This is a genomic window from Cecembia sp. (genome assembly GCF_007126775.1).
Classification (GTDB): Bacteria; Bacteroidota; Bacteroidia; order Cytophagales; family Cyclobacteriaceae; genus Cecembia.
The window spans coordinates 1-21,320 of record NZ_SLAP01000049.1 but is presented as its reverse complement, the minus strand read 5'-3'; the positions used below and the strand labels follow the sequence as shown (position 1 = coordinate 21,320).

The 21,320-nt window shown below is 39.1% G+C and carries 24 protein-coding genes and 1 tRNA gene; 19 read left to right on the top strand and 6 right to left on the bottom strand.

Annotated features, from left to right (window positions below; all coding sequences use genetic code 11):
* Positions 1 to 167 precede the first annotated feature (167 nt).
* A complete protein-coding gene (gene ung / locus QZT73_RS03370; RefSeq protein WP_291786617.1) occupies positions 168 to 830 on the bottom strand; it encodes a uracil-DNA glycosylase in 663 nt (220 codons plus the stop codon).
* A gap of 77 nt (positions 831 to 907) precedes the next feature.
* Here ung and apaG point away from each other — a divergent pair, with 77 nt between their 5' ends.
* Positions 908 to 1,294, top strand: a complete 387-nt coding sequence (apaG, locus tag QZT73_RS03365) for a Co2+/Mg2+ efflux protein ApaG (RefSeq protein WP_291786614.1) — start codon at positions 908 to 910, stop codon at positions 1,292 to 1,294.
* A 1-nt stretch (position 1,295) separates the two neighbouring features.
* On the top strand, positions 1,296 to 2,078 hold the full coding sequence (locus QZT73_RS03360) for a class I SAM-dependent methyltransferase (protein ID WP_291786612.1): 783 nt from the start codon (positions 1,296 to 1,298) through the stop codon (positions 2,076 to 2,078).
* Here the strand turns inward: QZT73_RS03360 and QZT73_RS03355 are convergent.
* Positions 2,071 to 2,658 carry an SAM-dependent methyltransferase gene (locus QZT73_RS03355; RefSeq protein ID WP_291783811.1) on the bottom strand — a complete coding sequence of 196 codons (588 nt, stop codon included), beginning with the start codon at positions 2,656 to 2,658 and terminating at the stop codon, positions 2,071 to 2,073. The two genes, QZT73_RS03360 and QZT73_RS03355, sit on opposite strands and share 8 nt — an antisense overlap.
* Before the next feature lie 39 nt (positions 2,659 to 2,697).
* Between QZT73_RS03355 and QZT73_RS03350 the strand changes: the two genes are divergently transcribed.
* The 4 genes from QZT73_RS03350 to rplI all read left to right on the top strand — a co-directional run bounded on the left by QZT73_RS03350 (position 2,698) and on the right by rplI (position 4,831).
* On the top strand, positions 2,698 to 3,615 hold the full coding sequence (locus QZT73_RS03350; RefSeq protein WP_291783813.1) for a hypothetical protein: 918 nt from the start codon (positions 2,698 to 2,700) through the stop codon (positions 3,613 to 3,615).
* Positions 3,616 to 3,725: 110 nt separating this feature from the next.
* Positions 3,726 to 4,097: a 30S ribosomal protein S6 gene (gene rpsF / locus QZT73_RS03345; protein ID WP_291783815.1), complete on the top strand. Its 372-nt coding sequence runs from the start codon at positions 3,726 to 3,728 to the stop codon at positions 4,095 to 4,097.
* Positions 4,094 to 4,345 carry a 30S ribosomal protein S18 gene (rpsR, locus tag QZT73_RS03340; protein ID WP_291783817.1) on the top strand — a complete coding sequence of 84 codons (252 nt, stop codon included), beginning with the start codon at positions 4,094 to 4,096 and terminating at the stop codon, positions 4,343 to 4,345. The genes rpsF and rpsR overlap by 4 nt, the downstream gene beginning before the upstream one ends.
* Before the next feature lie 42 nt (positions 4,346 to 4,387).
* Positions 4,388 to 4,831: a 50S ribosomal protein L9 gene (gene rplI, locus QZT73_RS03335; protein ID WP_291783819.1), complete on the top strand. Its 444-nt coding sequence runs from the start codon at positions 4,388 to 4,390 to the stop codon at positions 4,829 to 4,831.
* A gap of 144 nt (positions 4,832 to 4,975) precedes the next feature.
* Here the strand turns inward: rplI and QZT73_RS03330 are convergent, their stop codons facing one another.
* Positions 4,976 to 5,224 carry a hypothetical protein gene (locus QZT73_RS03330; protein ID WP_291783821.1) on the bottom strand — a complete coding sequence of 83 codons (249 nt, stop codon included), beginning with the start codon at positions 5,222 to 5,224 and terminating at the stop codon, positions 4,976 to 4,978.
* Positions 5,225 to 5,412: 188 nt separating this feature from the next.
* On the opposite strand from QZT73_RS03330, the gene QZT73_RS03325 reads away from it, so the two are divergent.
* Positions 5,413 to 6,054 (top strand): hemolysin III family protein, encoded by a 642-nt coding sequence (locus QZT73_RS03325; RefSeq protein WP_291786610.1) that lies wholly within the window; start codon positions 5,413 to 5,415, stop codon positions 6,052 to 6,054.
* 133 nt (positions 6,055 to 6,187) lie between these two features.
* Positions 6,188 to 6,260, top strand: a tRNA-Gln gene (locus tag QZT73_RS03320).
* Positions 6,261 to 6,639: 379 nt separating this feature from the next.
* Here the strand turns inward: QZT73_RS03320 and QZT73_RS03315 are convergent.
* Positions 6,640 to 6,918 (bottom strand): hypothetical protein, encoded by a 279-nt coding sequence (locus QZT73_RS03315; protein ID WP_291783825.1) that lies wholly within the window; start codon positions 6,916 to 6,918, stop codon positions 6,640 to 6,642.
* Positions 6,919 to 7,449: 531 nt separating this feature from the next.
* Between QZT73_RS03315 and QZT73_RS03310 the strand changes: the two genes are divergently transcribed.
* The 9 genes from QZT73_RS03310 to QZT73_RS03270 all read left to right on the top strand — a co-directional run bounded on the left by QZT73_RS03310 (position 7,450) and on the right by QZT73_RS03270 (position 17,591).
* Positions 7,450 to 8,598 (top strand): 1-acyl-sn-glycerol-3-phosphate acyltransferase, encoded by a 1,149-nt coding sequence (locus tag QZT73_RS03310; protein WP_291783826.1) that lies wholly within the window; start codon positions 7,450 to 7,452, stop codon positions 8,596 to 8,598.
* A gap of 20 nt (positions 8,599 to 8,618) precedes the next feature.
* A complete protein-coding gene (locus QZT73_RS03305) occupies positions 8,619 to 9,215 on the top strand; it encodes a peptidylprolyl isomerase (RefSeq protein WP_291783828.1) in 597 nt (198 codons plus the stop codon).
* Positions 9,212 to 10,282 carry a Gfo/Idh/MocA family oxidoreductase gene (locus QZT73_RS03300; protein ID WP_291783830.1) on the top strand — a complete coding sequence of 357 codons (1,071 nt, stop codon included), beginning with the start codon at positions 9,212 to 9,214 and terminating at the stop codon, positions 10,280 to 10,282. Before QZT73_RS03305 ends, QZT73_RS03300 begins: the two co-directional genes overlap by 4 nt.
* A gap of 493 nt (positions 10,283 to 10,775) precedes the next feature.
* Positions 10,776 to 12,884 (top strand): gliding motility-associated C-terminal domain-containing protein, encoded by a 2,109-nt coding sequence (locus QZT73_RS03295; RefSeq protein WP_291786608.1) that lies wholly within the window; start codon positions 10,776 to 10,778, stop codon positions 12,882 to 12,884.
* A gap of 1 nt (position 12,885) precedes the next feature.
* Positions 12,886 to 13,926: a type IX secretion system membrane protein PorP/SprF gene (locus QZT73_RS03290; protein ID WP_291783998.1), complete on the top strand. Its 1,041-nt coding sequence runs from the start codon at positions 12,886 to 12,888 to the stop codon at positions 13,924 to 13,926.
* Positions 13,927 to 14,285: 359 nt separating this feature from the next.
* Entirely contained in the window at positions 14,286 to 15,047 is a 762-nt protein-coding gene (locus QZT73_RS03285; RefSeq protein WP_291786606.1) for an SDR family oxidoreductase, read from the top strand.
* A gap of 47 nt (positions 15,048 to 15,094) precedes the next feature.
* A complete protein-coding gene (locus QZT73_RS03280; RefSeq protein ID WP_291778499.1) occupies positions 15,095 to 15,952 on the top strand; it encodes a fumarylacetoacetate hydrolase family protein in 858 nt (285 codons plus the stop codon).
* A gap of 8 nt (positions 15,953 to 15,960) precedes the next feature.
* The gene (locus tag QZT73_RS03275) at positions 15,961 to 16,791 is read left to right on the top strand and encodes an amidohydrolase family protein (protein ID WP_291778495.1); all 831 of its coding nucleotides are present in this window, start codon (positions 15,961 to 15,963) and stop codon (positions 16,789 to 16,791) included.
* Between the two features lie 11 nt (positions 16,792 to 16,802).
* A complete protein-coding gene (locus tag QZT73_RS03270) occupies positions 16,803 to 17,591 on the top strand; it encodes an SDR family oxidoreductase (protein WP_291778492.1) in 789 nt (262 codons plus the stop codon).
* Between the two features lie 3 nt (positions 17,592 to 17,594).
* Here the strand turns inward: QZT73_RS03270 and QZT73_RS03265 are convergent, their stop codons facing one another.
* Both QZT73_RS03265 and QZT73_RS03260 read right to left on the bottom strand, forming a co-directional pair.
* The gene (locus tag QZT73_RS03265; RefSeq protein WP_291778487.1) at positions 17,595 to 18,617 is read right to left on the bottom strand and encodes a DUF21 domain-containing protein; all 1,023 of its coding nucleotides are present in this window, start codon (positions 18,615 to 18,617) and stop codon (positions 17,595 to 17,597) included.
* 51 nt (positions 18,618 to 18,668) lie between these two features.
* Positions 18,669 to 20,060 carry an MATE family efflux transporter gene (locus tag QZT73_RS03260; protein ID WP_291778484.1) on the bottom strand — a complete coding sequence of 464 codons (1,392 nt, stop codon included), beginning with the start codon at positions 20,058 to 20,060 and terminating at the stop codon, positions 18,669 to 18,671.
* Positions 20,061 to 20,338: 278 nt separating this feature from the next.
* Here QZT73_RS03260 and QZT73_RS03255 point away from each other — a divergent pair, with 278 nt between their 5' ends.
* Both QZT73_RS03255 and QZT73_RS03250 read left to right on the top strand, forming a co-directional pair.
* Positions 20,339 to 20,671 carry an arsenosugar biosynthesis-associated peroxidase-like protein gene (locus tag QZT73_RS03255; protein WP_291778481.1) on the top strand — a complete coding sequence of 111 codons (333 nt, stop codon included), beginning with the start codon at positions 20,339 to 20,341 and terminating at the stop codon, positions 20,669 to 20,671.
* A partial coding sequence (locus QZT73_RS03250) for a radical SAM protein (RefSeq protein WP_291786604.1) occupies positions 20,671 to 21,320 on the top strand: 650 nt, incomplete at its 3' end. The genes QZT73_RS03255 and QZT73_RS03250, both read left to right, overlap by 1 nt.

Below are 21,320 nucleotides of genomic sequence, written 5' to 3'. Positions count from 1 at the left end.
AAGCCAACGAAGTAGCTTGCGTGAAGCTGGCTAACAAAACCAAGTTAAGATGATGCATGGCTTTTAGACTCTAATACTTGATTTTCCTGCACTTGATCATGAGTTGTATTTGATAAAAAACACAAAATCAACCTAACCTGTGTTTTAAAGCATGCCCTAAATATATTTCACCAACTTATCTCTTCCAATCCTTTGCTTTTCAGATAGGCATTTGCTTTAGAAAAATGGCCGCATCCCAAAAATCCCCTATGGGCTGAAAGGGGACTTGGGTGTGGTGAATGCAGTTTCAAATGTCTCTCCTCATCGATAAAACCCGCTTTTTTTTGGGCATAAGCTCCCCATAGCATAAACACAACATTCTCTTTCTCATTTGCTATCTGACGGATTATTGCATCTGTGAATAATTCCCAACCTTTGTTTTGATGAGAACCAGCCTGATGAGCACGAACAGTCAGCGTAGCATTCAATAGCAAGACCCCTTGATCTGCCCAGCGGGATAAATTGCCATTGGAAGGAATACCCAAACCTAAATCACGGTTGATTTCTTTAAAAATATTCAATAGGCTTGGAGGAAATGCCAGACCTTCCCTTACAGAAAAAGAAAGTCCATGGGCCTGCCCCGGTCCGTGATATGGATCTTGGCCGAGAATAACTATTTTTGTGTTGTCAAAGGTACAATGGGAAAATGCATTAAATATTTCCTTACCACGAGGAAAAACCTGTTGGGTTCCATATTCCTCCTTTACAAATGCCGCGAGCTGTTTGAAATAAGGTTTCTCAAACTCTTCAGACAATTTATTTTTCCAACTGTTTTCAATTTTAACATCCATTTTGATAAAAATACGTTGTTATTAAAGATTTATAGTTTTAAATTTATTATTTCAACTTTTAAGCTAATCACTGATATATGGTAACAGCCATTACTGAAGGTATAAAAGTAAGTGTAGAAACTACCTACCAAGCAGAGTTTTCTAGCCCACATCAGCATCATTACGTTTTTACTTACAAGGTAAAAATAGAAAACAACAGCAGTCATACCATACAGTTGCTGCGCAGAAGATGGGAAATTTTTGATGCAGGTGACCATTCTAAATTGGTAGAAGGTGAAGGAGTTGTTGGACTACAGCCAATTCTTGAACCTGGTAATAGCCATGAGTATGTCTCTGGCTGCAATTTAAAATCCGGCCTAGGGAAAATGAAAGGCGCTTATATCATGGAAAAACTTTTTGACGGTAAACTTATAGAAGTACAGATTCCGGAATTTCAGTTGATATCTGATATTTTTGATAACTGATTTGAATAAATACCTTCACCACTTTAGGGCAGGCATTTTTTATTGGCTTGAAAAAGAAGATCAATATTCCCTTCAAAGTCCCTTTACAGCTTCTCTTTACAGTGGACTAAAGGAATATTTGCTCAACAACAAATCCAAAGATTTAGAATTTGAAGCTTGGAGAAAAAAATTACTCCAAGATAAAGAAATCCTTTATATCGAGGATTATGGGGCAGGATCCAAAAAACTTAAGAAGAATAAATATAGAAGTACCCAATCTGTAACCCGGTACAGTACCAGTAACAGAAAATTCAGTCAGGTATATCAATTTTTTTGTATGGAATCTCCAGCAGAATATGTGCTTGAATTGGGTACCTGTGTTGGCATAAATAGCCTTTATCTTTCAAAAGCTTCCAACGCTCCGATTTATTCTTTCGAAGGCTCGGCAAGTCTTATCAAGAAAGCAAAAGAAGGCCCAGGAAGCAGTGTAATCCAATATATAGAAGGAAACATTTCGGAAACGCTACCCATAATCCTCAAAAAGTTGGACAGATTGGACTTTATTCTTATTGATGCCAACCATACCTATGAAGGTACCACTACTTATTTCAAAATGATAAAGCCTTATCTTCATGAAAATAGTATCGTTGCCATTGGGGATATCCATTGGTCAAGTGAAATGGAACAGGCATGGAAAGAAATTTACCGGATTCCTGATGTTAGTCTAAGCTTGGATTTTTTTGAATGTGGAATCCTTCTTTTCAAAAAAGAACTTACCAAAAGCCATCATATCTTGGCTATTTAGGTTTTCTCAATTGAAAAAACAATTCATTCCCTGCCCTTGCAGGAATGGAGTTGTAGCATTTTTCCATTTTAATAACATCGAACATGACTTCAAAATATTTCAGGTATTCTGAAGCAATTCCTCCAAATGGAGGTCCCTCATAGCTGAACTCCCTTGAAAAGAGTACCCCAGTGACTTTCCCTCCTGGGTTTAGCAATTCAAACATTTTTTCAACATATTGGGACCTAATCTTGGGATCAATGGCGCAAAAAAATGTCTGCTCCAGAATAAGGTCATACTTTCCCTCATGGTTAAAAAAATCTTCCTGGAAAATTTGAGTTTCCGGAAACCCAGGACACTCTAAGATAAACTGTTGCAAAGGGACTGGGGAAAAATCAAGAATATGGACCTGATCAAAGCCAGAATTAAATGCATAAGCTGCTTCATGCGCATTTCCTGCCCCGGGTATTAAAATCTTTAAATCCTTTTGGTAAATTTGGTCTAAATATTGCTTTATCGGCATGGAAGGTGATCCAATGTCCCAACCCGTTGATTTTTCCTTATAGCGGTTGGTCCAATATGATTCATCTAAGTATGTCATCTTAAATTTTATGTTTGCCAAAAATACCAAGAAATAAAAATGGAATCCAATTTTCAAGAAAAACCTAAAAAAAGCGAAAACAGTAAGAACATTCTTATCATCGTTTTGGCGATATTGGTAATCATCAGTGGTATTAAACTTTACACCGACCACTTGGACAAAACCAAAAAATCAGAGGAAATCCTTATTTTATCTGAAGAAAATAATGATCTGAACAGAAGGATCGACTCCATGACTTTTCAGTTGGATCTAAGAATTCAAGAAATTGAAAAACTAGGCGGAGATGTGAAATCTTTAGAGGAAATAAAAGAACAGCTTATCGCCGAAAGAAACACGGATAGAAAACGCTCATCAGAGGAGATCGCTGCCTTGAACCGCAGAATCAATACCTATGCAAACACGCTTCGAGAAAAAGATGATGAAATCCTGCGACTACGAGAAGTCAATCAACAGCTTTTTGCCGAAAATCAGGATCTCAAATCCTCTCAGGCTGAAATAGAAGAAGAAGTGGTCAAACTCAACCTCCAAAGACAGGAATTGGAAGAAAAAGTCAACATTGCTGCAGTTCTTAAAGCTGAAAATATTGTAGTGGCTGCGATAAATTCAAGAGGTAGAGAACGGGAAGACGGTTTTAGAAGCAGGCAGGTTGAAAAACTCAAAATATCCTTCAACCTTGCAGATAACAAAGTAGCGGAGCAGGGTCATAAAGACGTTTATGTGCAAGTTTTAGCTCCTAACAACCAACCTATATTTGATGTTGCCAAAGGCAGTGGTACTTTTACCATTGATGGAAGGGAGGAATTCTTTACAGCCCATCAGGATATCTTTTTCGATAATTCCCAGCAATCATTGACCTATTTTTACGAAAAAGGATCAAGATATGCCCCAGGAATTTATGAGGTTAGGGTGTTTGCTGAAGGTTACCAGATAGGTAACAAAAGTTTTGAAGTAAAATAAACGATATAGTAAGTAGATTAATCTTTTGTTTTTATCCGCTTTGTTTGGAAAAAAAGCCAGATTGTTCTAATTTTGCGGTCTGTTAAATTTACAGATAAAATTATACAAACATGTTCCAAAAAAATTATGAAACGGTATTCATATTAACTCCCGTTTTGTCTGATGTTCAGATGAAGGATACCGTAGACAAGTTTGTAAACTTGTTAAAAGAAGAGGGGGCAGAAGTAATTAATGTTGAAAATTGGGGGCTTAAGAAAATGGCTTATCCAATCCTTAAAAAAAGCACCGGTTTCTACGTTCTGGTAGAATTCAAATCTGAACCCACCATGATCAAGAAATTGGAGGTTGAGTTAAGAAGAGATGAAAAGGTAATGCGTTTCTTGACCACATTACTGGACAGGCATGGCATCGTTTATGCAGAAAGAAGAAGAAAAGGTGAATTTAATAAAAAAGTAGAAGCTAAGGAGGAGCCTGCCCAATGACACTAAGAAACGAACCAATCAACAGAGTTGAGAATAGAAAGAAATACTGCCGATTCAAAAAGCACGGCATCAAATATATTGATTATAAAGATCCTAACTTCCTTTTGAAGTTTGTAAATGAGCAAGGTAAAATCCTTCCAAGAAGGTTAACCGGTAATTCAGCGAAATACCAGAGAAAAGTGTCCAATGCTATCAAAAAGGCAAGGCACTTGGCACTGTTGCCATTCGTGACCGATGGTTTGAAATAAGCCGTACCTGTTCACATCATTCATCATTTAAATTGTACAACAATGGAAGTTATTCTAAAAACAGATATAAAGGGATTGGGATACAAAAATGACCTGGTAGAAGTTAAGCCGGGTTATGGAAGAAACTACCTCATTCCTCAGGGATTCGCAGTATTGGCTACTGGATCCAACAAGAAAATCCTTGCTGAAAATATTAAGCAAGCGGCGCATAAAGCAGAAAAAATTAGAACAGAGGCTGAAGATCTTGCCGAAAAATTAGCAGGTTTAGTATTGGAAATCAAAGCTAAAATCGGTGAATCCGGTAAAATTTTCGGTAAAGTTACCACACTTCAGATATCTGATGCATTGGCAGAGAAAGGAATCAATATTGATAGAAAGAAAATTTCCATCAATGTTCCCGTTCAAGGTGCAGGTGAATTCGAAGCTGAAGTAGACCTTCACAGAGAAGTTAAAAGCAATGTAAAATTTGTAGTAGTTGGAGAGTAAGCTTCACCTACAAATTAAAAAAAAGCCATCCGATTCTGGATGGCTTTTTTTTTGATCTATCGGGAACAATATAAACCCAATATCCCTTCAATAAATAAATAACCTGTCCCAAAAAATATCAGGACAGGCTAAAATACAAGAGAATCAGTTAAGAACGACTTTCTCTAAATCTTCTACTAATTTTTTGGCAACAGCTCTGCTGTTTTCTTCTCTTTTTGCCTTGAATAGGTCAAGTGCCTTCTTGCTTTTTTCAATAACACCTACAGGGTTGTTATCATACTTGTAGCTGTTCCAGCACCAAGACAGTTCCGCATAAAGCTTCTCGTCTAGATTAAGCTTTTCTAATTTTTCCAAAGTGGAAACAATGGTTTTTTCTGAAATTTTGACTGACATAATAATATAAATTTAAATAAGTTGATTGATCCTTTCAAATTTTCAACAAAACAAGGTGTTTATTTTTTAAAAAACAAAAATAATAATGCATTATTGCCTGATTATCAGTACACAATCGATTCCGCCCAACAGGTAAAAGGAAAATTTTTATTCAAATAGTCTTTATCTTGGTCCATTATTGAATATCTATGGAAAGAAAGCAGAGTTTACAGGAAGAATTTGCCAATAGCATTACCCACGGATTTGGAATTTTATTCAGTATTGTATCCATCTCTCTCCTTGTTACTTTTTCCATTTTGAAGGGAACCACCATTCATGTTGTGAGTTGCAGTATTTTTGGTGGATCTATTTTATTCCTATATACTTTCTCAACCCTTTATCATGCCTTTCAGGAAGAAAAAATCAAGTCATGGTTAAGGACATTTGACCATATTGGGATCTATTTCCTTATAGCAGGCTCCTATACTCCTTTTTTACTTTTAGCTGTCGGGGGTCTTTGGGGCTGGATCTTTTTTGGCATCATTTGGGGACTAACCTTTTTTGGTGTTGTTTTTAAGATTTTTTATACCCACAAATTCAAGAAAGCTTCTTTAATCCTTTACTTGGGAATGGGATGGATGGCCATTTTTTTAATCCAACCACTACTCGAAAACCTTTCCGTGGAAGTATTATCGCTCCTTGGAGCAGGCGGACTAAGCTATACCTTAGGTACAATTTTTTATACCAGACCCAATCAGAGATTTGCGCATACCATTTGGCATCTTTTCGTACTGGTCGGGACCATTATTCATTTTAGTGCTTTACTTCTTATGTTAACTGAAATCCAATAATCACTTTTTTTTGTTGAATTTTAGCAGGTTAGATCGAAACCTCGAAAAACTTTAAGGACAGATTTGCATAAAAAAGAAAGTCCCCCTACCTTTGTGTCACATTTCTAAAGGAGTGTCGTTATTTTAATCTTATTGACCGATGGTGTAACTGGCAACACGTCTGATTTTGGTTCAGAAGAGTCTAGGTTCGAGCCCTAGTCGGTCAACAAAAATCCACCGGATACCGGTGGATTTTTTTCGTGGATAACTTCCAACCCAAGGTCATCAAACTCCCCACCGCGAGGATATCACAATTGAGAAAATTATAAAAAAACGAGGATTACATGTTGATTGCCTTCATTCTGAGTTTTTAACACTTAGGAAAGTGTACAGAAAAGGGAATGACATCTATTAACCCGTCAAACTGAGAATTTAACATTTAGGGGAACGTACAGAAAAAGAAATGACATTTATTGAAACGTCATGCTGATCCCGAGTAATTCGGGAGCAGCATCCCCCCTTATTTTGGGAGACTCATTGCTTTACTTAGGGTAACGAGTCATACAATCTGTCAATGGTGGATTTTTAGTTCTGATATCTAGCAGATCAATTCTTTGTAAACACTGCTACCAAACTGATATCATCTCCAGGCATGATGAAGGAATACGTTTCCTCCATACTCACTATCTCCCCATCCTGTAGCCAATGGGAGAAAGTAAATCCAGGCTCCGGCTCTGCGAGCACTTCTACCCTACTCCCTTTCTTCACTTCTTTGATTTCCACATTCTTGGCTGCCATTGGGTCAAAGTCCAATAAGTCCAAACAAGAAGTTGTCAAAAATAAAATTGACAAACTCAGCCATACAATCCATCTGCTTGTTTTCATTAAATAAAATATTCGGTCTATTTGATAATTAATTGCCCCAGGGTCAATTGGGAAGGACAAAAAAATGAATCACTCCTACTTCCTACTACTTTAACACATAAAGGAAAAACCCAAAGATTCGCCTTGGTAGGGAATCGATGGAATAACCTTATATTACCGCAGCAATAGGCTTACTGCTCAAGGTGTTCCTTTATAGTATTTTGGCTGAATTTGGGTGATTCATTGATTGCCGGGCAGCATTTTTCAAAAACCAGGCCAAAGAATTATATTAAATTGAAGATCAATGGGTTATAGGAGTAAAAAACCTTCAGAATAAGACTTATTGGCCTAAAACTGGCAAGCTTTACAAAACTATGGATAAGATTACCAGAAAAATTTCTATAGAATTACCTAAAAAAGGTAGTTATTTTTTATAGCAGCAATAAATCAAATAAGTTGTTAAGAATCCTAATTATTAAAAAAGCTGTCCTGAAGAAGGACAGCTTTTTTGTTAAAAATTGTTTTCTTTGTAACAGGATCAACCCAGCAAAAATGTCAACTTTTGAAGATATAAGACCTTATTACGATACAGAAGTCAATCAAGCCATTCGAGAGATTATAGACCACCCTATGCTTAAGGCCATGATGAATTTCACCTTTCCTGAGTGGAAAGATGATTACTGGAAGGACCTCATGCTTCACTGCCATTCAATAAGAGACTTTCAAATCAATTTTATCTATCCCGGAGTCAATAAGGTTTTAGAAAAGAGTTCAGAAGGATTGACGACCTCTGGCTTTGAAAAGCTGGATCCAGGTACCTCCTATCTTTTCGTATCAAACCATAGGGATATTATTTTAGATACATCCCTTTTAAATACATGTCTGTATGAAAAGGGCTTATTTATGACTACTTCTGCCATAGGAGATAATTTGGTTAAAAAACCATTTTTGAAACACCTTGCCAGACTGACAAGAAATTTCATTATCAAGAGAGGCCTACCTGCCAGGGAATTATTGGGAAATTCCAAAGTTATTTCCGCTTATATACGTCACTCGCTGTTAAGGGAAAACAGATCTGTATGGATCGCACAAAGAGAAGGCAGGACCAAAGATGGAAATGATATGACACACAAGGGTGTATTAAAAATGATATCCATGGCTGCCGATAATCAAGAGCATTTTCTGGATTATTTCAAAAGGTTAAATGTGGTACCTGTAAGTATCTCCTATGAATATGACCCTACTGATGTTTTGAAAATGCCTGAACTTTTGGCCAAAGCCAACCAGGAAACCTATATTAAAGGAGAAAATGAAGATTTCAATACCCTCTTAAGCGGGATAATCGGACAAAAGAAAAGAATCCATATCCACATTGGTGAACTGCTCAATGATGAAATTGAAATTATCAAAGCTGAGGTATCAGGAACTGTAAAGCAGATGCAGGCTTTGACAGACTTAATAGACAGCCAGATTGTTTTGGGATATAAACTTTGGCCTACAAAATATATCGCCTGTGACTTATTGAGTGGGAAAGAAGAATTTTCTTCTGAGTATAGCCAAGAAGAAAAAACAATTTTCGAAAAAAGATTCAGAAGAGGAGTGGATCAAAATAATCCTTTGGCCATATCAAGCTTTTTATCTATGTATGCCAACCCGGTTTTGAATCAAAGAAAATTATTGGATGCGGTAAGAAACCCATAAAACATCAAATACAATCAACTATGAAAAATTTCCTGGTTTCACTCATTCTTGTTATTTGCCTATTTCCGAAAGTTTGCGCCCAGGACTTGGTTCCCATTGGAAAGATCCAAACCAACAAAGGAACCGTGTATATCAAACTCCATGATGAGACCCCACAGCATAAAAAGAGCTTTATTGCACTTGCTGAGGCAGGATACTGGGACTCTCTCACATTTAATCGTGTAATACCTGGTTTTGTAGCCCAAGGCGGTTGCCCGGATACAAAAGAAGGATTCACCGACCCTGAATATTTATTGGAACCAGAATTCCATCCATCGCTTACCCATATTTATGGGGCAGTAGGAGCGGGAAGAGATGATAACCCCGGAAAGGTTTCAGCCAGGTGTCAATTTTATATTGTTCAAAATTCTGATGGTCTCCACCGATTGGATGGAGATTATACAGTCTTTGGGCAAGTAATAAAGGGAATGGATATAATAGACGGGATAGTTGCTGTTGAAAGGGATGCAGCAGATGAACCTGTAGAAGCCATTCAACTCAATGTTTCCGTTGTGTATCTTAATATGGAGGAGCTCGATACACTCCTCAATCCGAATCAAAAACTTCAAAGGCCATGAGTAAAATAAAGATTTTAGTAATCGGGTGTGGAAATATGGGTGCTTCCCATGCCAAAGCCTATCATCAAATGGATGACTTTGAAATCTGCGGATTGGTTTCGAGAGGTGACAGCAAAGAAAAACTAAATCATAAATTGGGAAGTAACTATCCGCTTTTTGATGACTATGAATTGGCCCTCTATGCTACAAAGCCAGATGCTGTTTGCATTTCCACATATCCAGATACCCATGAAACCATTGCATTGAAATCATTGGATTCTGGATGTCATGTTTTCATTGAAAAACCTTTGGCTGCCACAGTAGCAGGCTCAGAGAACCTGATTAAAAAATCAGAAGAAACCGGTAAAAAGCTGGTTGTAGGCTACATCCTTCGTCACCATCCTTCATGGGAAAGGTTCATTGAAGAAGCCCATAAACTGGGCAAGCCTCTGGTAATGAGGATGAACCTTAACCAACAAAGCCAAGGATTCATGTGGGATGTTCATAAAAATCTGATGAAAAGTCTCAGCCCAATAGTAGATTGTGGAGTGCACTACATTGATGTCATGTGTCAAATGACCCGATCAAAACCATTGAGTGTATCGGCTATAGGTGTCAGGTTGAGCAATGAAATACCATCGGACAATTACAATTACGGACAATTGCAAATCCGCTTTGAAGATGGATCAGTAGGTTGGTACGAAGCAGGCTGGGGGCCTATGGTTTCTGATAACGCATTTTTTATCAAAGATGTCTTCGGCCCTCAGGGAGCAGTATCCATTGTTGCCAACAAAGCTAGTGAAGCTGGGAAATCAGATGATGTAGATTCCCATACCAAAACTGAAAGTATTAAGGTTCACTTTTCCGAGTTGGATGAAAAAAATCAATTTACCAAAAAGGATTTATGGATTGATATGAAAGATGAACCTGACCATCAGGAATTGTGCAACAGAGAACAACGCTACTTCTTGAAAGCCATAAAAGAGGATCTCGATTTGTCTGACCATCTGGCAGATGCACTGAATAGCTTGAAAATTGCCTTTGCCTGTGATGAATCTGTAAAAACAGGAAAAACAGTAACACTATAAATAAAAAACAGCGGATTTATCCATATCAGCATCCTGAATTTTTTCTTTCTCCGAATCTGAAAAGATAAAGCCAATGATGATTGAGGTGAGGAAGCTAAATAAGCTTTATCTTTTTATTCACATATCATTGAATATTTAATGGGTTGTATCAACTTCAGATTGAGAATCCCAATTCCAAATCATTCAGCTCCAATCCCATTTTTTATTTAATTACAATTAGATCCGGGACAGATCCTTGATTCATCCAATATCTATACACAGCATTAAGAATTTGTATTTGATCGCAAATCCAGTAAAAATTTCTAAAAATCTTTAAAATTTGTGCACATTTTTTTTTGTATTTCATCACCAGAAAAAATACATTTATAGAAGTATATTTGGTATTTTAGTATTTTGACAATAATTTATTTTTTTAATATTGATTTTTTTTATCAATTTTACGGAAGCTACTTACATAAACAAACACAACGGTTTTACATTAGATCCTTAAAAAATGAAACAAAACATTAGACAACATATCCTTGGCTTTTGGCTTTGGGTATTCATTTTTCTGGTTTCCAGCAATGGGTTATATTCTTTTGAAATAGACCGAAATGATTTTTATACTTTTTCCAATGATGCTGGACTGAGCGACCTTCTTGTTAATGAAGGTAGGTTGGAGCCAAGGTTTAACCCCAATATTGATGCATATAGGGTAAACCTTGGCTTCCATACTTTTTACATCACACTTACCCCAATTTCTTCTGATTCGGATTCCAGGGTTTTTATTCAAGATAAAGAGATCCAAACTGGTAAGCCAAGTAAGAAAATATTTTTGTATCCAGGGCTGAATGAAATTCCTGTTGAGGTGAGGCTGAGTGACGGAACGGTAAAAACTTATCAACTGTCTATTACCAGAAACTATCCTGAATCAACCAATGCCAGAACTAATAACTGGGATATTCCTGAATGTGATGAATTTAGTGATCTTTTTGATGAGGATGCTTGTGAGGCTGCCTTTAGGGATGATGATGGCGATGGAGTACCTAATTACTTGGACTTTTGTCCAAATACTCCTCCTGGAACTGCAGTAGATGAATTTGGCTGTCCGATTGAAATTGAGGATGAAGACGAAGATGAGGATGGTGAAAATGAAGACGGTGAGGGCGAGGATGGAGATAATGAAGACGGCGAAGGCGAGAATGGAGATAATGAGGATGGAGATAATGAAGGTGGCGAGGGCGAAGATGGAGAAAACCAGGATGGAGATAATGAAGGTGATGAGGGCGAAGATGGAGAAAACCAGGATGGAGATAATGAAGGTGATGAGGGCGAGGATGGAGAAAACCAGGATGGAGATAATGAAGATGGCGAGGGCGAGGATGGAGAAAACCAGGATGGAGATAATGAAGATGGCGAGGGCGAAGATGGAGAAAACCAGGATGGAGATAATGAAGGTGATGAGGGCGAGGATGGAGATAACGAGGACGGAGAAAATGACGAAGGTGAAAACGAAGATGGAGATAACGAGGACGGAGAAAATGACGAGGGTGAAAACGAGGATGGTGATAACGAGGACGGAGAAAATGACGAAGGTGAAAACGAGGATGGAGATAACGAGGATGGAGAAAATGAAGAGGGCGAGAACGAGGACGGAGAAGAAGAAAATGATTCTGAGCCTTTAGATTCTGATGGTGATGGCGTTCCTGATGATCAGGATTTGTGTCCCAATACGCCAGAGGGAGAAGAAGTGGATGAATTTGGTTGTTCCATAAATGAACCTGAAATAACTATAATCATTGATTTCAATGAATTTGACATGATTGAGGTCCCATGGGGCACTTTATTTGAAGGTATTGGTTTGCCAGGTCAGATTATCGTGATTACCGAAGCCGGAGACTCTGTTTCATTACCGATTGTTTGGAGTGAAGAAGGCTACGATCCTTATGAAAATGGTCCATATATTTTGAGTGGTACTATACAGCTCCCTAATAGTTGGGAATCGACAATCGATCCGCTCCCTACTATTACCGTACTGGTTCTTCCAAAAGATCCTCCTTTAGATCTGGAACTGAGTAATGACTTCTTTAATGAAAATGGAGGGGACACTCCGATATTGATCGGGAATTTCACGGTAATAGACCCAACAGATGATATCCATTTCCTTGAATTAGAGCCGGGAATTGATGACAATGATTTGTTTATCATCATAGATGGGCAGTTGTACTGGAACAGTGCAGATCTTCTTCCAGGGCAGACCGAATTTACCATCCAGGTAACTGTGACTGATAGGGCTGGTAATGTATTCACCAAAGAATTCCTTATCAGCAGAAGATTGACAGATTTACTCTTGGAAATGGAAATCCCAAATACTTTTACTCCGGACGGAGACAATATAAATGATGATTGGGGTGTCCCGATGTTGCAAATATTTGGTTCAGTAAGGGTTCATATCTATGAAAGAGGTGGACAAAGGGTATTCTTTACAGATAACCCAATGGTTAGATGGGATGGAACTTATATGGGACGGGCCTTACCGGTGGATACCTACTACTATGTCATAGAAGTAGATGACAATAATACTACGAGAAAAGGAATTTTGAATCTATTTAGAGGTCAATAAGATGAAAATTAAATACAAAAACCTAATTTTAGTGGAAATGGGCCCTCATCTTGGTCCTAACCATACCAGCACTTTTTACAGCGGATTAATGGGTAGATTATTGGCTTTGGCTATTGTTTTGTTGGGCTTTACAGAAAATGCGTCCGCACAAACCAGAAAATACTTTGGACAATTCAACCAACTTCAAAGTTATTTCAATCCAGCACTTACTGGATATGAAGGTTCGGTCGTGAGAGGGTTGGTGCGAAACCAATGGGCAGGATTTGAAGGGGCCCCACAAACTTATTTTATTTCTGCAGAACTCGACCCCATGGAAATCAATAATGTCCAAGATGCTTCTTTACTTGGCAATACTGCTATAGGAATGCACTTAATACAGGATAATTTTGGACCTTTTCGCCAGACTGAAATGCTGTTGAGTTATGGAGCGAGAGTGCGAATTACGAGGACTACAAACCTTAGGTTGGGGGTTGCTGCCAATTACAGCAATGTCAGACTGGATGGAAATAGCCTGACAACAGAACAATCCAATGATCCTACCATCAATGCATTTGTCAATCAATTTGCTACCATGCAGATTTTGGATTTCAATGCAGGCCTTGCCATTACACATGAAAATTACTACTTCAGTTATGGATTACAGAATGCTTCGAGGGGTAGACTTTATAGAGGAGATGCATTTCTAAATGATAGGCCTTTTGTCAGCGTTGTGCAAACAGGATTCCGACAATACTTAAATGATAATATCAGTATATTTTCCAATATACTTTACAGGATTCAGAATGATTTACCTTATAATTTAGATTTAAATGTAAAGGTAATGGCAATGGACAAATTCTGGTTGGGAGTTGGGCACAGAGTCAATTATGCCAATAGCTACCAAGTTGGCTTCTTGATGTCCAACCTGCGGTTTGGGTATGCTTATGAAGTCCCGGTTAGCCGGTCATACCTTATCCCCAATCCTACCCATGAATTTATGGTCTCCTTCTTTATATTCAAAAAAGGAGGGGTAAACAGTGATGCCGGTACTTTAATCTGGTGAAATTTTTAAAGTAATTTTTTGGAGCAGGCAATCTTCTAAGTAGCTAACACTTTTTTATTTGCAGTTCAATTTGTTGATGTAGTGAAGATTCCTGCTCCTTTTATTTTTTTTAAAATTAGTGAATGAAAAGGAATAAACCTTATCATTTTTTTAAGCTTCCACTTTTTCAGTTCATAAATAAATCCATTGAATATGGAAAGCTAAATTCTTGAAAAGTCTTTGATTTATATTTTTTAAAAAAATCATCTATCTGAAAACCCAGAAATTGATGAATTTCAAACAATTCTATAATTTGGAAAGAAATTAAGTAGATTCGCTATTCCAAAACCATAAGAATGTTTGATCAAAAATAAAGCTTCATGAAAAAAGTAAAAACAGTGGTTATCACAGGTGGAGCCAGTGGGATAGGCTTGGCTATCACACAACTTTTTGCTGAAAAAGGTTATGAAACCATTTTTTTGGATTACAATTCGAATGCCGGTACCGAAGTGGCTACGTCACTTAGTAAAAAAGGATATAAGGTCCAGTTCATCCAAACCGATGTCTCAGACTTTAACAGTGTCAAAATGGCTTTTGGACAAATGCCTGAGACCATTGATGTCTTGGTCAATAATGCAGGGATTTCCCATGTGGGAAACTTGGAGGAAACATCCGAGGAGGATTTTGAGCGACTTTTCCAAGTCAATGTAAAAGGAATTTATACTTGCTCAAATGCCGCTATCAAAAAACTCAAAGCCAATGGAGGAGGAAGTATCATCAATATGTGCTCTGTAGCCGCGACCATGGGACTCCCTGATAGATTTGCTTACTCCATGACCAAAGGTGCGGTGCTTTCCATGACCTTATCCATTGCAAGGGATTATGTTTCAGATAACATACGCTGTAACTGTATTTCCCCCGGCAGGGTACATACGCCTTTTGTAGATGGTTTTTTGGCAAAAAATTATCCAGGACAGGAAAAGGAAATGTTTGCCAAACTCGCCGCAACACAGCCAATTGGCCGCATGGGTAAACCGGAGGAAATTGCAGGCATGGTTTATTACCTGGCCTCAGATGAGGCAAGCTTTATTACAGGAAGCAACTTCAACATAGATGGCGGTTTCCTTGGATTAAAGGCTTGATATACTATAAATTGATCAATAAAATTCAAAAAAATAAGGTGTAAGACATGAAACTAATCAGATTTGGAGAACAGGGAAAAGAAAAACCAGGTGTAGAAATCAAAGGTAAACGCTTGGATTGTTCCGGCTTTGGAGAAGACTGGTCAGAAGATTTTTTTGGTTCAGATGGTTTAAACAGGCTGGAGAAGTGGCTTCAGCAAGAATCCTCCCAACTTCCTGAAATTCCACAATCCATTCGTTTGGGCTCGCCCATAAAAAGACCTTCTAAAATCATTTGTGTGGGCTTGAATTATTCCCTTCATGCCAAAGAAAGTAATATGCCTCTACCAGAGGTCCCCATACTTTTTATGAAGGCCACCTCATCTCTTTGCGGGCCCAATGATCCAATTATCATCCCAAAAAACTCGACGAAAACTGATTGGGAAGTGGAATTGGCCGTAATCATTGGTAAAAAGGCAAGTTACCTTGATAAAGACAAGGCAATGGACCATGTGGCAGGTTACTGTCTCCATAATGATGTGAGCGAAAGGGACTTCCAATTGCACCATGGAGGCCAGTGGGTCAAAGGAAAAAGTGCGGATCATTTCGCCCCCTTAGGCCCCTATTTAGTTACCAAGGATGAAATCCCAAATCCACATGATTTGAGACTTTGGCTAAAAGTGAACGGAGAGATGATGCAGGATAGCAATACTTCAGACCTGGTTTTTGACATCCCCACCTTAGTAGCTTATATCAGCCAATACATGACTTTACTTCCAGGAGACATTATCTCCACAGGTACCCCTTCGGGTGTGGGACTGGGTTTAAAGCCGCCCAGATACCTTCAGCATGGAGATGTAGTGGTATTGGGTATTGATGGCTTGGGTGAGGCAAGGCAAGAAGCCAAAGACTTTGGTAAAGTATAAGACGGACCATGAAGATTGATGCTCATCAGCATTTTTGGAATTATGACCCGGTTAGGGACAGTTGGATTGATGAATCCATGCAAGTCATCCAAAGAGACTTTGTACCTCAAGACCTTCAACCAGAACTGGACAAAAAACAAATTGATGGCTGTATTGCCGTACAGGCAGATCAATCCACCCATGAGACCAGGTTTCTCCTGGAACTTGCTGAACACAACCCATGGATAAAAAAAGTGGTAGGCTGGGTTGACCTGAATGCAGCCGATATAGAAGGACAATTGGAAAGCTACCAAAGTGAGGAAAAGTTGGCAGGTTTTAGAAAAATCCTTCAATCCTTAGCTCCAGAAGCCATGGAAGATCCCCATTTTCTCCATGGAATTGGCAAATTGGCCGATTATGGATTCACTTATGATGTTTTGATCTATCCACAACATTTGGAAAAAGCTTATGCATTGGCTTTAAGCTTTCCCAATCAGCCCTTTATTATTGACCATTTGGCTAAGCCTGATATCAAAAATGGAGAATTGGAATATTGGACCAAGGGTATTAAAAAGATGGCCGAGTTGGAGCATGTATTTTGTAAGGTCTCAGGCATGGTGACAGAAGCCAAATGGAAAGCCTGGCAAAAGGACGACTTTACTCCTTACTTGGACACCATTACAGCGGCTTTTGGAACAAAGAGATTGGTTTATGGAAGTGACTGGCCGGTCTGCTTGTTGGCTGCAACGTATGAGGAAGTATATGATTTGGCATGGAGTTATTATGAAAACTTCTCCAGGGAAGAGCAAGCGGCTATTTTCGGAGGAAATGCCCAAAGATTTTATGGTATTGAAGCATAACTGATACAGATATGGATTTGAATTTAAAGGATAAAGTGTTTTTGGTTTCTGGAGGTGCCAAAGGAATAGGTGCAGCCATCAGTAGCAGCATTGCCGAGGAGGGTGGAATCCCCGTCATGATCGATCCTTCAGAAAATGAAGCGGCCAATCTTTTGGACGAGTTTGAAAAAAAGGATCAAAAGGCATTCCAATATCCGCAAAGACTCACTGAACCTGAACATGCCAAAGAGGCTATCAGTTATGTCATAAAAAATTGTGGCAAAATAGATGGTATTGTAAACAATGCTGGTGCCAATGATGGTATTGGGCTTGAAAAGGGAAATCCTTTAGACTTTAGAAAATCTGTGGTCAACAATTTGGGGCATTATTATGACCTCGTCCATTTTGCCCTACCCTACCTTAAAAAAAGTAAGGGAAGTATTGTCAATATCAGCAGCAAAACTGCCCTAACGGGTCAGGGCAATACCAGTGGATATACCGCAGCGAAAGGAGCCCAACTGTCCCTTACCAGAGAATGGGCGGTAGAACTCCTTCCCTATGGCATCAGGGTCAACGCTGTAATCCCCGCCGAAGTCATGACCCCACTTTATAGGAAGTGGTTGGACAGTTTTGAAGATCCAAAAGCACAACTCCAAAAAATAACATCCAGAATCCCGCTCGATAGAAGGATGACTAGTGCAGAAGAAATTGCAAATACGGTAGTTTTTCTGCTCTCCGAAAAATCAGCCCATACCACAGGGCAATGGATTTTTGTGGATGGGGGGTATACCCATTTAGATCGCGCAATAGGAAATTTCTAGGCTTTATTTTACCTCTTGGGCAATTTTCCGCATAAGTCTTCCCAGAATGTCTGATCCCGATATGATTCTCTTGTGCTGAACTGTCCAAAGTAAGGCAATATCCTCATCAATTACATCGTCACCTGGCGCATCCGGCTTGACTTCCCAACTCTCCAATATCTTACCAAGAGGAAGTTCTTCATCTGTTGAAATCAAGGGTATATGGCAATAATCCAATGGATTTACAGGCTTTTCCCAAAGCAGGAATGCATTGATAAATGACGGAATATTGATCACTTTTCTGGGGAAACCTGTTTTTTCATCGAGGATTATCACCCATTTTTTACCGGAAATGGCCAACTGTTTCAAAAATGGATCCTTTGAACTTTTCTTCATTTCAGGAAAGACGGGCTTAGTACCATTGAAAGGTAAAGAGATGATACTAAGTGGATCTAATTCTTCTCCCTCCTCTTTAGCATGCAAATCATCTAATCTCAAAAAATTTACTGCTCCCCTGGCTTCCAATCGACTCAACTCAGTGTTGGCGGTCTTGGCTTGATATTTCAATAAATTTTCGAGCTCATTTTCCCGCATCCATGGGATAGGCTCCTGCCCTATCAATTTGTCTAACATCCACCCCACCGGTCTGGCTACTGGCCAAAGGAGCAACTTGTAAAAGTTTAATAAAGGGGATAAGGCCGCACCAACTCTGAGCGCATTTCTTGTAAAATAAGCTTGTGGAAAAATCTCTCCTGCAAAGGTGATTACCACTGTTGAAAATAAAAAGGCCGCCAGCCCCAACAAAACAGAGTCTGCCAATAAAGTCAGTAAAACGTTGATACTTACATTGCCCCAAAGAATGGTCGCCAAGGTGAAATTAGCATCCCTCCTTAAAGCAAGCACTTTAGCTGCCAATTCATCACCCGCATTTGCTGCTACCTCCAACCTTAACCTACTCAGACTGAATAAAGCAATATTAAGTCCTGAAAAGGTGGCCGATTGTGAAATACACAACAAAATGCCCAACCAAACCCAAATTGATTCCATAAAACGCTTTTTGTCCAAGTTAAAATCAAAAAACAAAACATCCCAATATTATTACACCTGTACCAATTTCCACCTGCCTCTTTTAAAAACCAAGGTACTGACCACCGCATGAAGGGAATGGCTGATAGCAATGGCTATAAATACGCCAACAGCACCCATTTCAAAATAATTGGCCAAAAGATAAGCCAATGGGATCTGAAAGCCCCACAAAACTGTAAGGTTGATGATGGTAGGTGTGCGGGTATCTCCTGCCCCATTCAAAGATTGGCTCATAACCATGCCATATGCAAAGAAAACATATCCCAAACAGATGATGGTCAAGCCAAGTGTCCCAATTTCCACTACTCCTTGATCTTCATTGAAAATCCCTATAAAAAATCCAGATCCAGCGATAAAGATAATGGAACAAAAACCTAAAAATACAGCGGTTATATGGGCCGCCAACCATGCCGATCTTTCTGCCCTACCCGGCTGAAGAGCTCCTAAATTCTGCCCCACTAAAGTAGCTGCCGCATTGGATAACCCCCAACCTGGCAAAAGTGCAAAAATAATCAACCTTACCGCAATGGTATATCCTGCCAAAGCAACAGACCCGGACTCAGAAATGATGCGCATCAAAAAGATCCAAGAAGCTGATTCAATTAAAAACTGTCCCATTCCTCCGGATGCTACTTTCAGTATGGTCCATACGGTCTTAGCACTCATCTTTAGACTGTTCCAATGAAACTTGATGAGGGATTTTCCATTCAAAAGAATGTAAAACTGATAAATCACGCCAATGCCTCTTCCAGTAGTGGTCGCCCATGCAGCCCCCTCCAAACCCATGGCAGGAATAGGTCCTAAGCCAAAAATTAAAATCGGATCAAGTACCATGTTGAAACCATTGGCTATCCAAAGGGCACGCATGGCCACTGCTGCATTCCCCGCACCCCTGAATATCCCGTTGATTAGAAAAAGCAGCATCACACAAACATTTCCGCCAAAAATTATTTGGGTATACTTATATCCTGAGGCAATCAGTTCTTCTTCCCCTCCCATCACAGCCAAGAGATCTTTGGCGTATATTACTCCTAGAGCTGCCACAGCAATAGCAAAAAAGGAACAAACAATAATGGCCTGAAAGGCGGCTGCTGAGGCTGCAGCTGGCTTCTTTTCCCCTATTCTTCGGGCAACGATGGCTGTGGCTGCCATACTTAAACCAATAGCAATGGAATAGATAATGGTCAATACAGACTCGGTGAGCCCAACGGTAGCGACAGCAAACACACCGAGTTTGCCTACAAAAAATATATCCACTACCGCAAATAAAGATTCCATAACCATTTCCAGAATCATGGGAACGGAGAGGTAAAAGATAGCCTTCCTTATGCTGATATTTGTAAAATCAGCTTCCAGACCTGCCACTGCCCTTTTAAAATGTCGAAGGAAATTCTTGAAAGTCATGGTTTATTTGATCAATGTGGATGATTGATTTCAAATCAAAGGACTTGGTCAAGCCCTAAATAAAGGAATTAAAAATTCATGACTTCATAATAATGTAAAATTGCGATAAATATCCAAAATCTCCAAAGCTAATGCTTTGATTATTGCCTATTTACAGAGGAATAAAACATTTGGAAAAGACAATTAGTAGCCTAATCACAGATTTTTGTCAGGCTAAAATGTAAACATTTTCATTATCTTGGAATTTAAAGCATAAACCTAAACCAATAAAAATCCATATGAAAACTTATTATGATCCGGAAGATCTAAAAAAATTCGGCAAGATCGGGGAATTCCAAAAATCAATGGCTGATAAATTTTTCGATTATTATGGAGAAGTATTCAAAGAAGGAGCACTGACAACGAGAGAAAAATCTCTCATCGCACTCGCGGTGGCACACGCCATACAATGTCCCTATTGCATTGATGCCTATACCGTGGACAGCATGGAGAAAGGTTGTGATGAAGAGCAAATGATGGAGGCTGTTCATGTGGCCGCCGCCATTAGAGGAGGTGCCTCATTGGTTCACAGCACACAAATGATGAATAAAGTCAAAGAAATCTCCATGTAATGAAATCATTAAAAGCCCAAAATCACCCCCTTTCGGACAGCAGATATGAATTAGACTTACTGGAATCCCCAGAAACGGGTATCCCATTCTCAGAAAAACTGGCCGAATCGGGGCTTTTCCCCCTTAAACCTACACAAATTGAAATCCTACAACTCAATTTGGGCAAGATGTGCAATCAAGTTTGTAAACACTGCCATGTGGATGCAGGTCCGGACAGAAAGGAAATCATGAACAAAGAAACCATGATGAAATGTCTCGAGGTTCTCCGCCAACAGGATATAAACACAATAGACCTGACAGGAGGGGCTCCGGAAATGAATCCGGAGTTCAGATGGCTGGTAGAGGAAATCCGAAAAATTAAACCCCAGGCAAAGATTATTGTACGCTGTAACCTGACGATTATCTTAGCCAATCCCAAATTCTATGATTTACCTGAATTTTTCAAAAAACACAAAATTGAGGTAGTTTCTTCGCTTCCATATTTTACTGCCATGAAAACGGATGCACAGCGGGGTGATGGGGTTTTTGAAAAGTCTATCAAAGTACTCAAAATGCTAAACGAAGTGGGCTATGGTCTAGAAAACTCAGGGCTTACACTCAATTTAGTCTACAATCCAGCTGGTGCATTTTTACCCGGTGATCAGGAAGG

Bases quoted from the DNA above. Each gene is read 5' to 3' on its own strand.
- ung (WP_291786617.1), bottom strand. From the start codon at position 830: ATGGATGTTAAAATTGAAAACAGTTGGAAAAATAAATTGTCTGAAGAG.
- QZT73_RS03280 (WP_291778499.1), top strand. From the start codon at position 15,095: ATGAAACTAATCAGATTTGGAGAACAGGGAAAAGAAAAACCAGGTGTA.
- QZT73_RS03305 (WP_291783828.1), top strand. From the start codon at position 8,619: ATGAAAAATTTCCTGGTTTCACTCATTCTTGTTATTTGCCTATTTCCG.
- rplI (WP_291783819.1), top strand. From the start codon at position 4,388: ATGGAAGTTATTCTAAAAACAGATATAAAGGGATTGGGATACAAAAAT.
- QZT73_RS03355 (WP_291783811.1), bottom strand. From the start codon at position 2,658: ATGACATACTTAGATGAATCATATTGGACCAACCGCTATAAGGAAAAA.
- QZT73_RS03325 (WP_291786610.1), top strand. From the start codon at position 5,413: ATGGAAAGAAAGCAGAGTTTACAGGAAGAATTTGCCAATAGCATTACC.
- QZT73_RS03330 (WP_291783821.1), bottom strand. From the start codon at position 5,224: ATGTCAGTCAAAATTTCAGAAAAAACCATTGTTTCCACTTTGGAAAAA.
- rpsF (WP_291783815.1), top strand. From the start codon at position 3,726: ATGTTCCAAAAAAATTATGAAACGGTATTCATATTAACTCCCGTTTTG.
- QZT73_RS03295 (WP_291786608.1), top strand. From the start codon at position 10,776: ATGAAACAAAACATTAGACAACATATCCTTGGCTTTTGGCTTTGGGTA.
- rpsR (WP_291783817.1), top strand. From the start codon at position 4,094: ATGACACTAAGAAACGAACCAATCAACAGAGTTGAGAATAGAAAGAAA.
- QZT73_RS03300 (WP_291783830.1), top strand. From the start codon at position 9,212: ATGAGTAAAATAAAGATTTTAGTAATCGGGTGTGGAAATATGGGTGCT.
- QZT73_RS03310 (WP_291783826.1), top strand. From the start codon at position 7,450: ATGTCAACTTTTGAAGATATAAGACCTTATTACGATACAGAAGTCAAT.
- QZT73_RS03285 (WP_291786606.1), top strand. From the start codon at position 14,286: ATGAAAAAAGTAAAAACAGTGGTTATCACAGGTGGAGCCAGTGGGATA.
- QZT73_RS03315 (WP_291783825.1), bottom strand. From the start codon at position 6,918: ATGAAAACAAGCAGATGGATTGTATGGCTGAGTTTGTCAATTTTATTT.
- apaG (WP_291786614.1), top strand. From the start codon at position 908: ATGGTAACAGCCATTACTGAAGGTATAAAAGTAAGTGTAGAAACTACC.
- QZT73_RS03255 (WP_291778481.1), top strand. From the start codon at position 20,339: ATGAAAACTTATTATGATCCGGAAGATCTAAAAAAATTCGGCAAGATC.
- QZT73_RS03260 (WP_291778484.1), bottom strand. From the start codon at position 20,060: ATGACTTTCAAGAATTTCCTTCGACATTTTAAAAGGGCAGTGGCAGGT.
- QZT73_RS03275 (WP_291778495.1), top strand. From the start codon at position 15,961: ATGAAGATTGATGCTCATCAGCATTTTTGGAATTATGACCCGGTTAGG.
- QZT73_RS03270 (WP_291778492.1), top strand. From the start codon at position 16,803: ATGGATTTGAATTTAAAGGATAAAGTGTTTTTGGTTTCTGGAGGTGCC.
- QZT73_RS03265 (WP_291778487.1), bottom strand. From the start codon at position 18,617: ATGGAATCAATTTGGGTTTGGTTGGGCATTTTGTTGTGTATTTCACAA.
- QZT73_RS03350 (WP_291783813.1), top strand. From the start codon at position 2,698: ATGGAATCCAATTTTCAAGAAAAACCTAAAAAAAGCGAAAACAGTAAG.
- QZT73_RS03290 (WP_291783998.1), top strand. From the start codon at position 12,886: ATGAAAATTAAATACAAAAACCTAATTTTAGTGGAAATGGGCCCTCAT.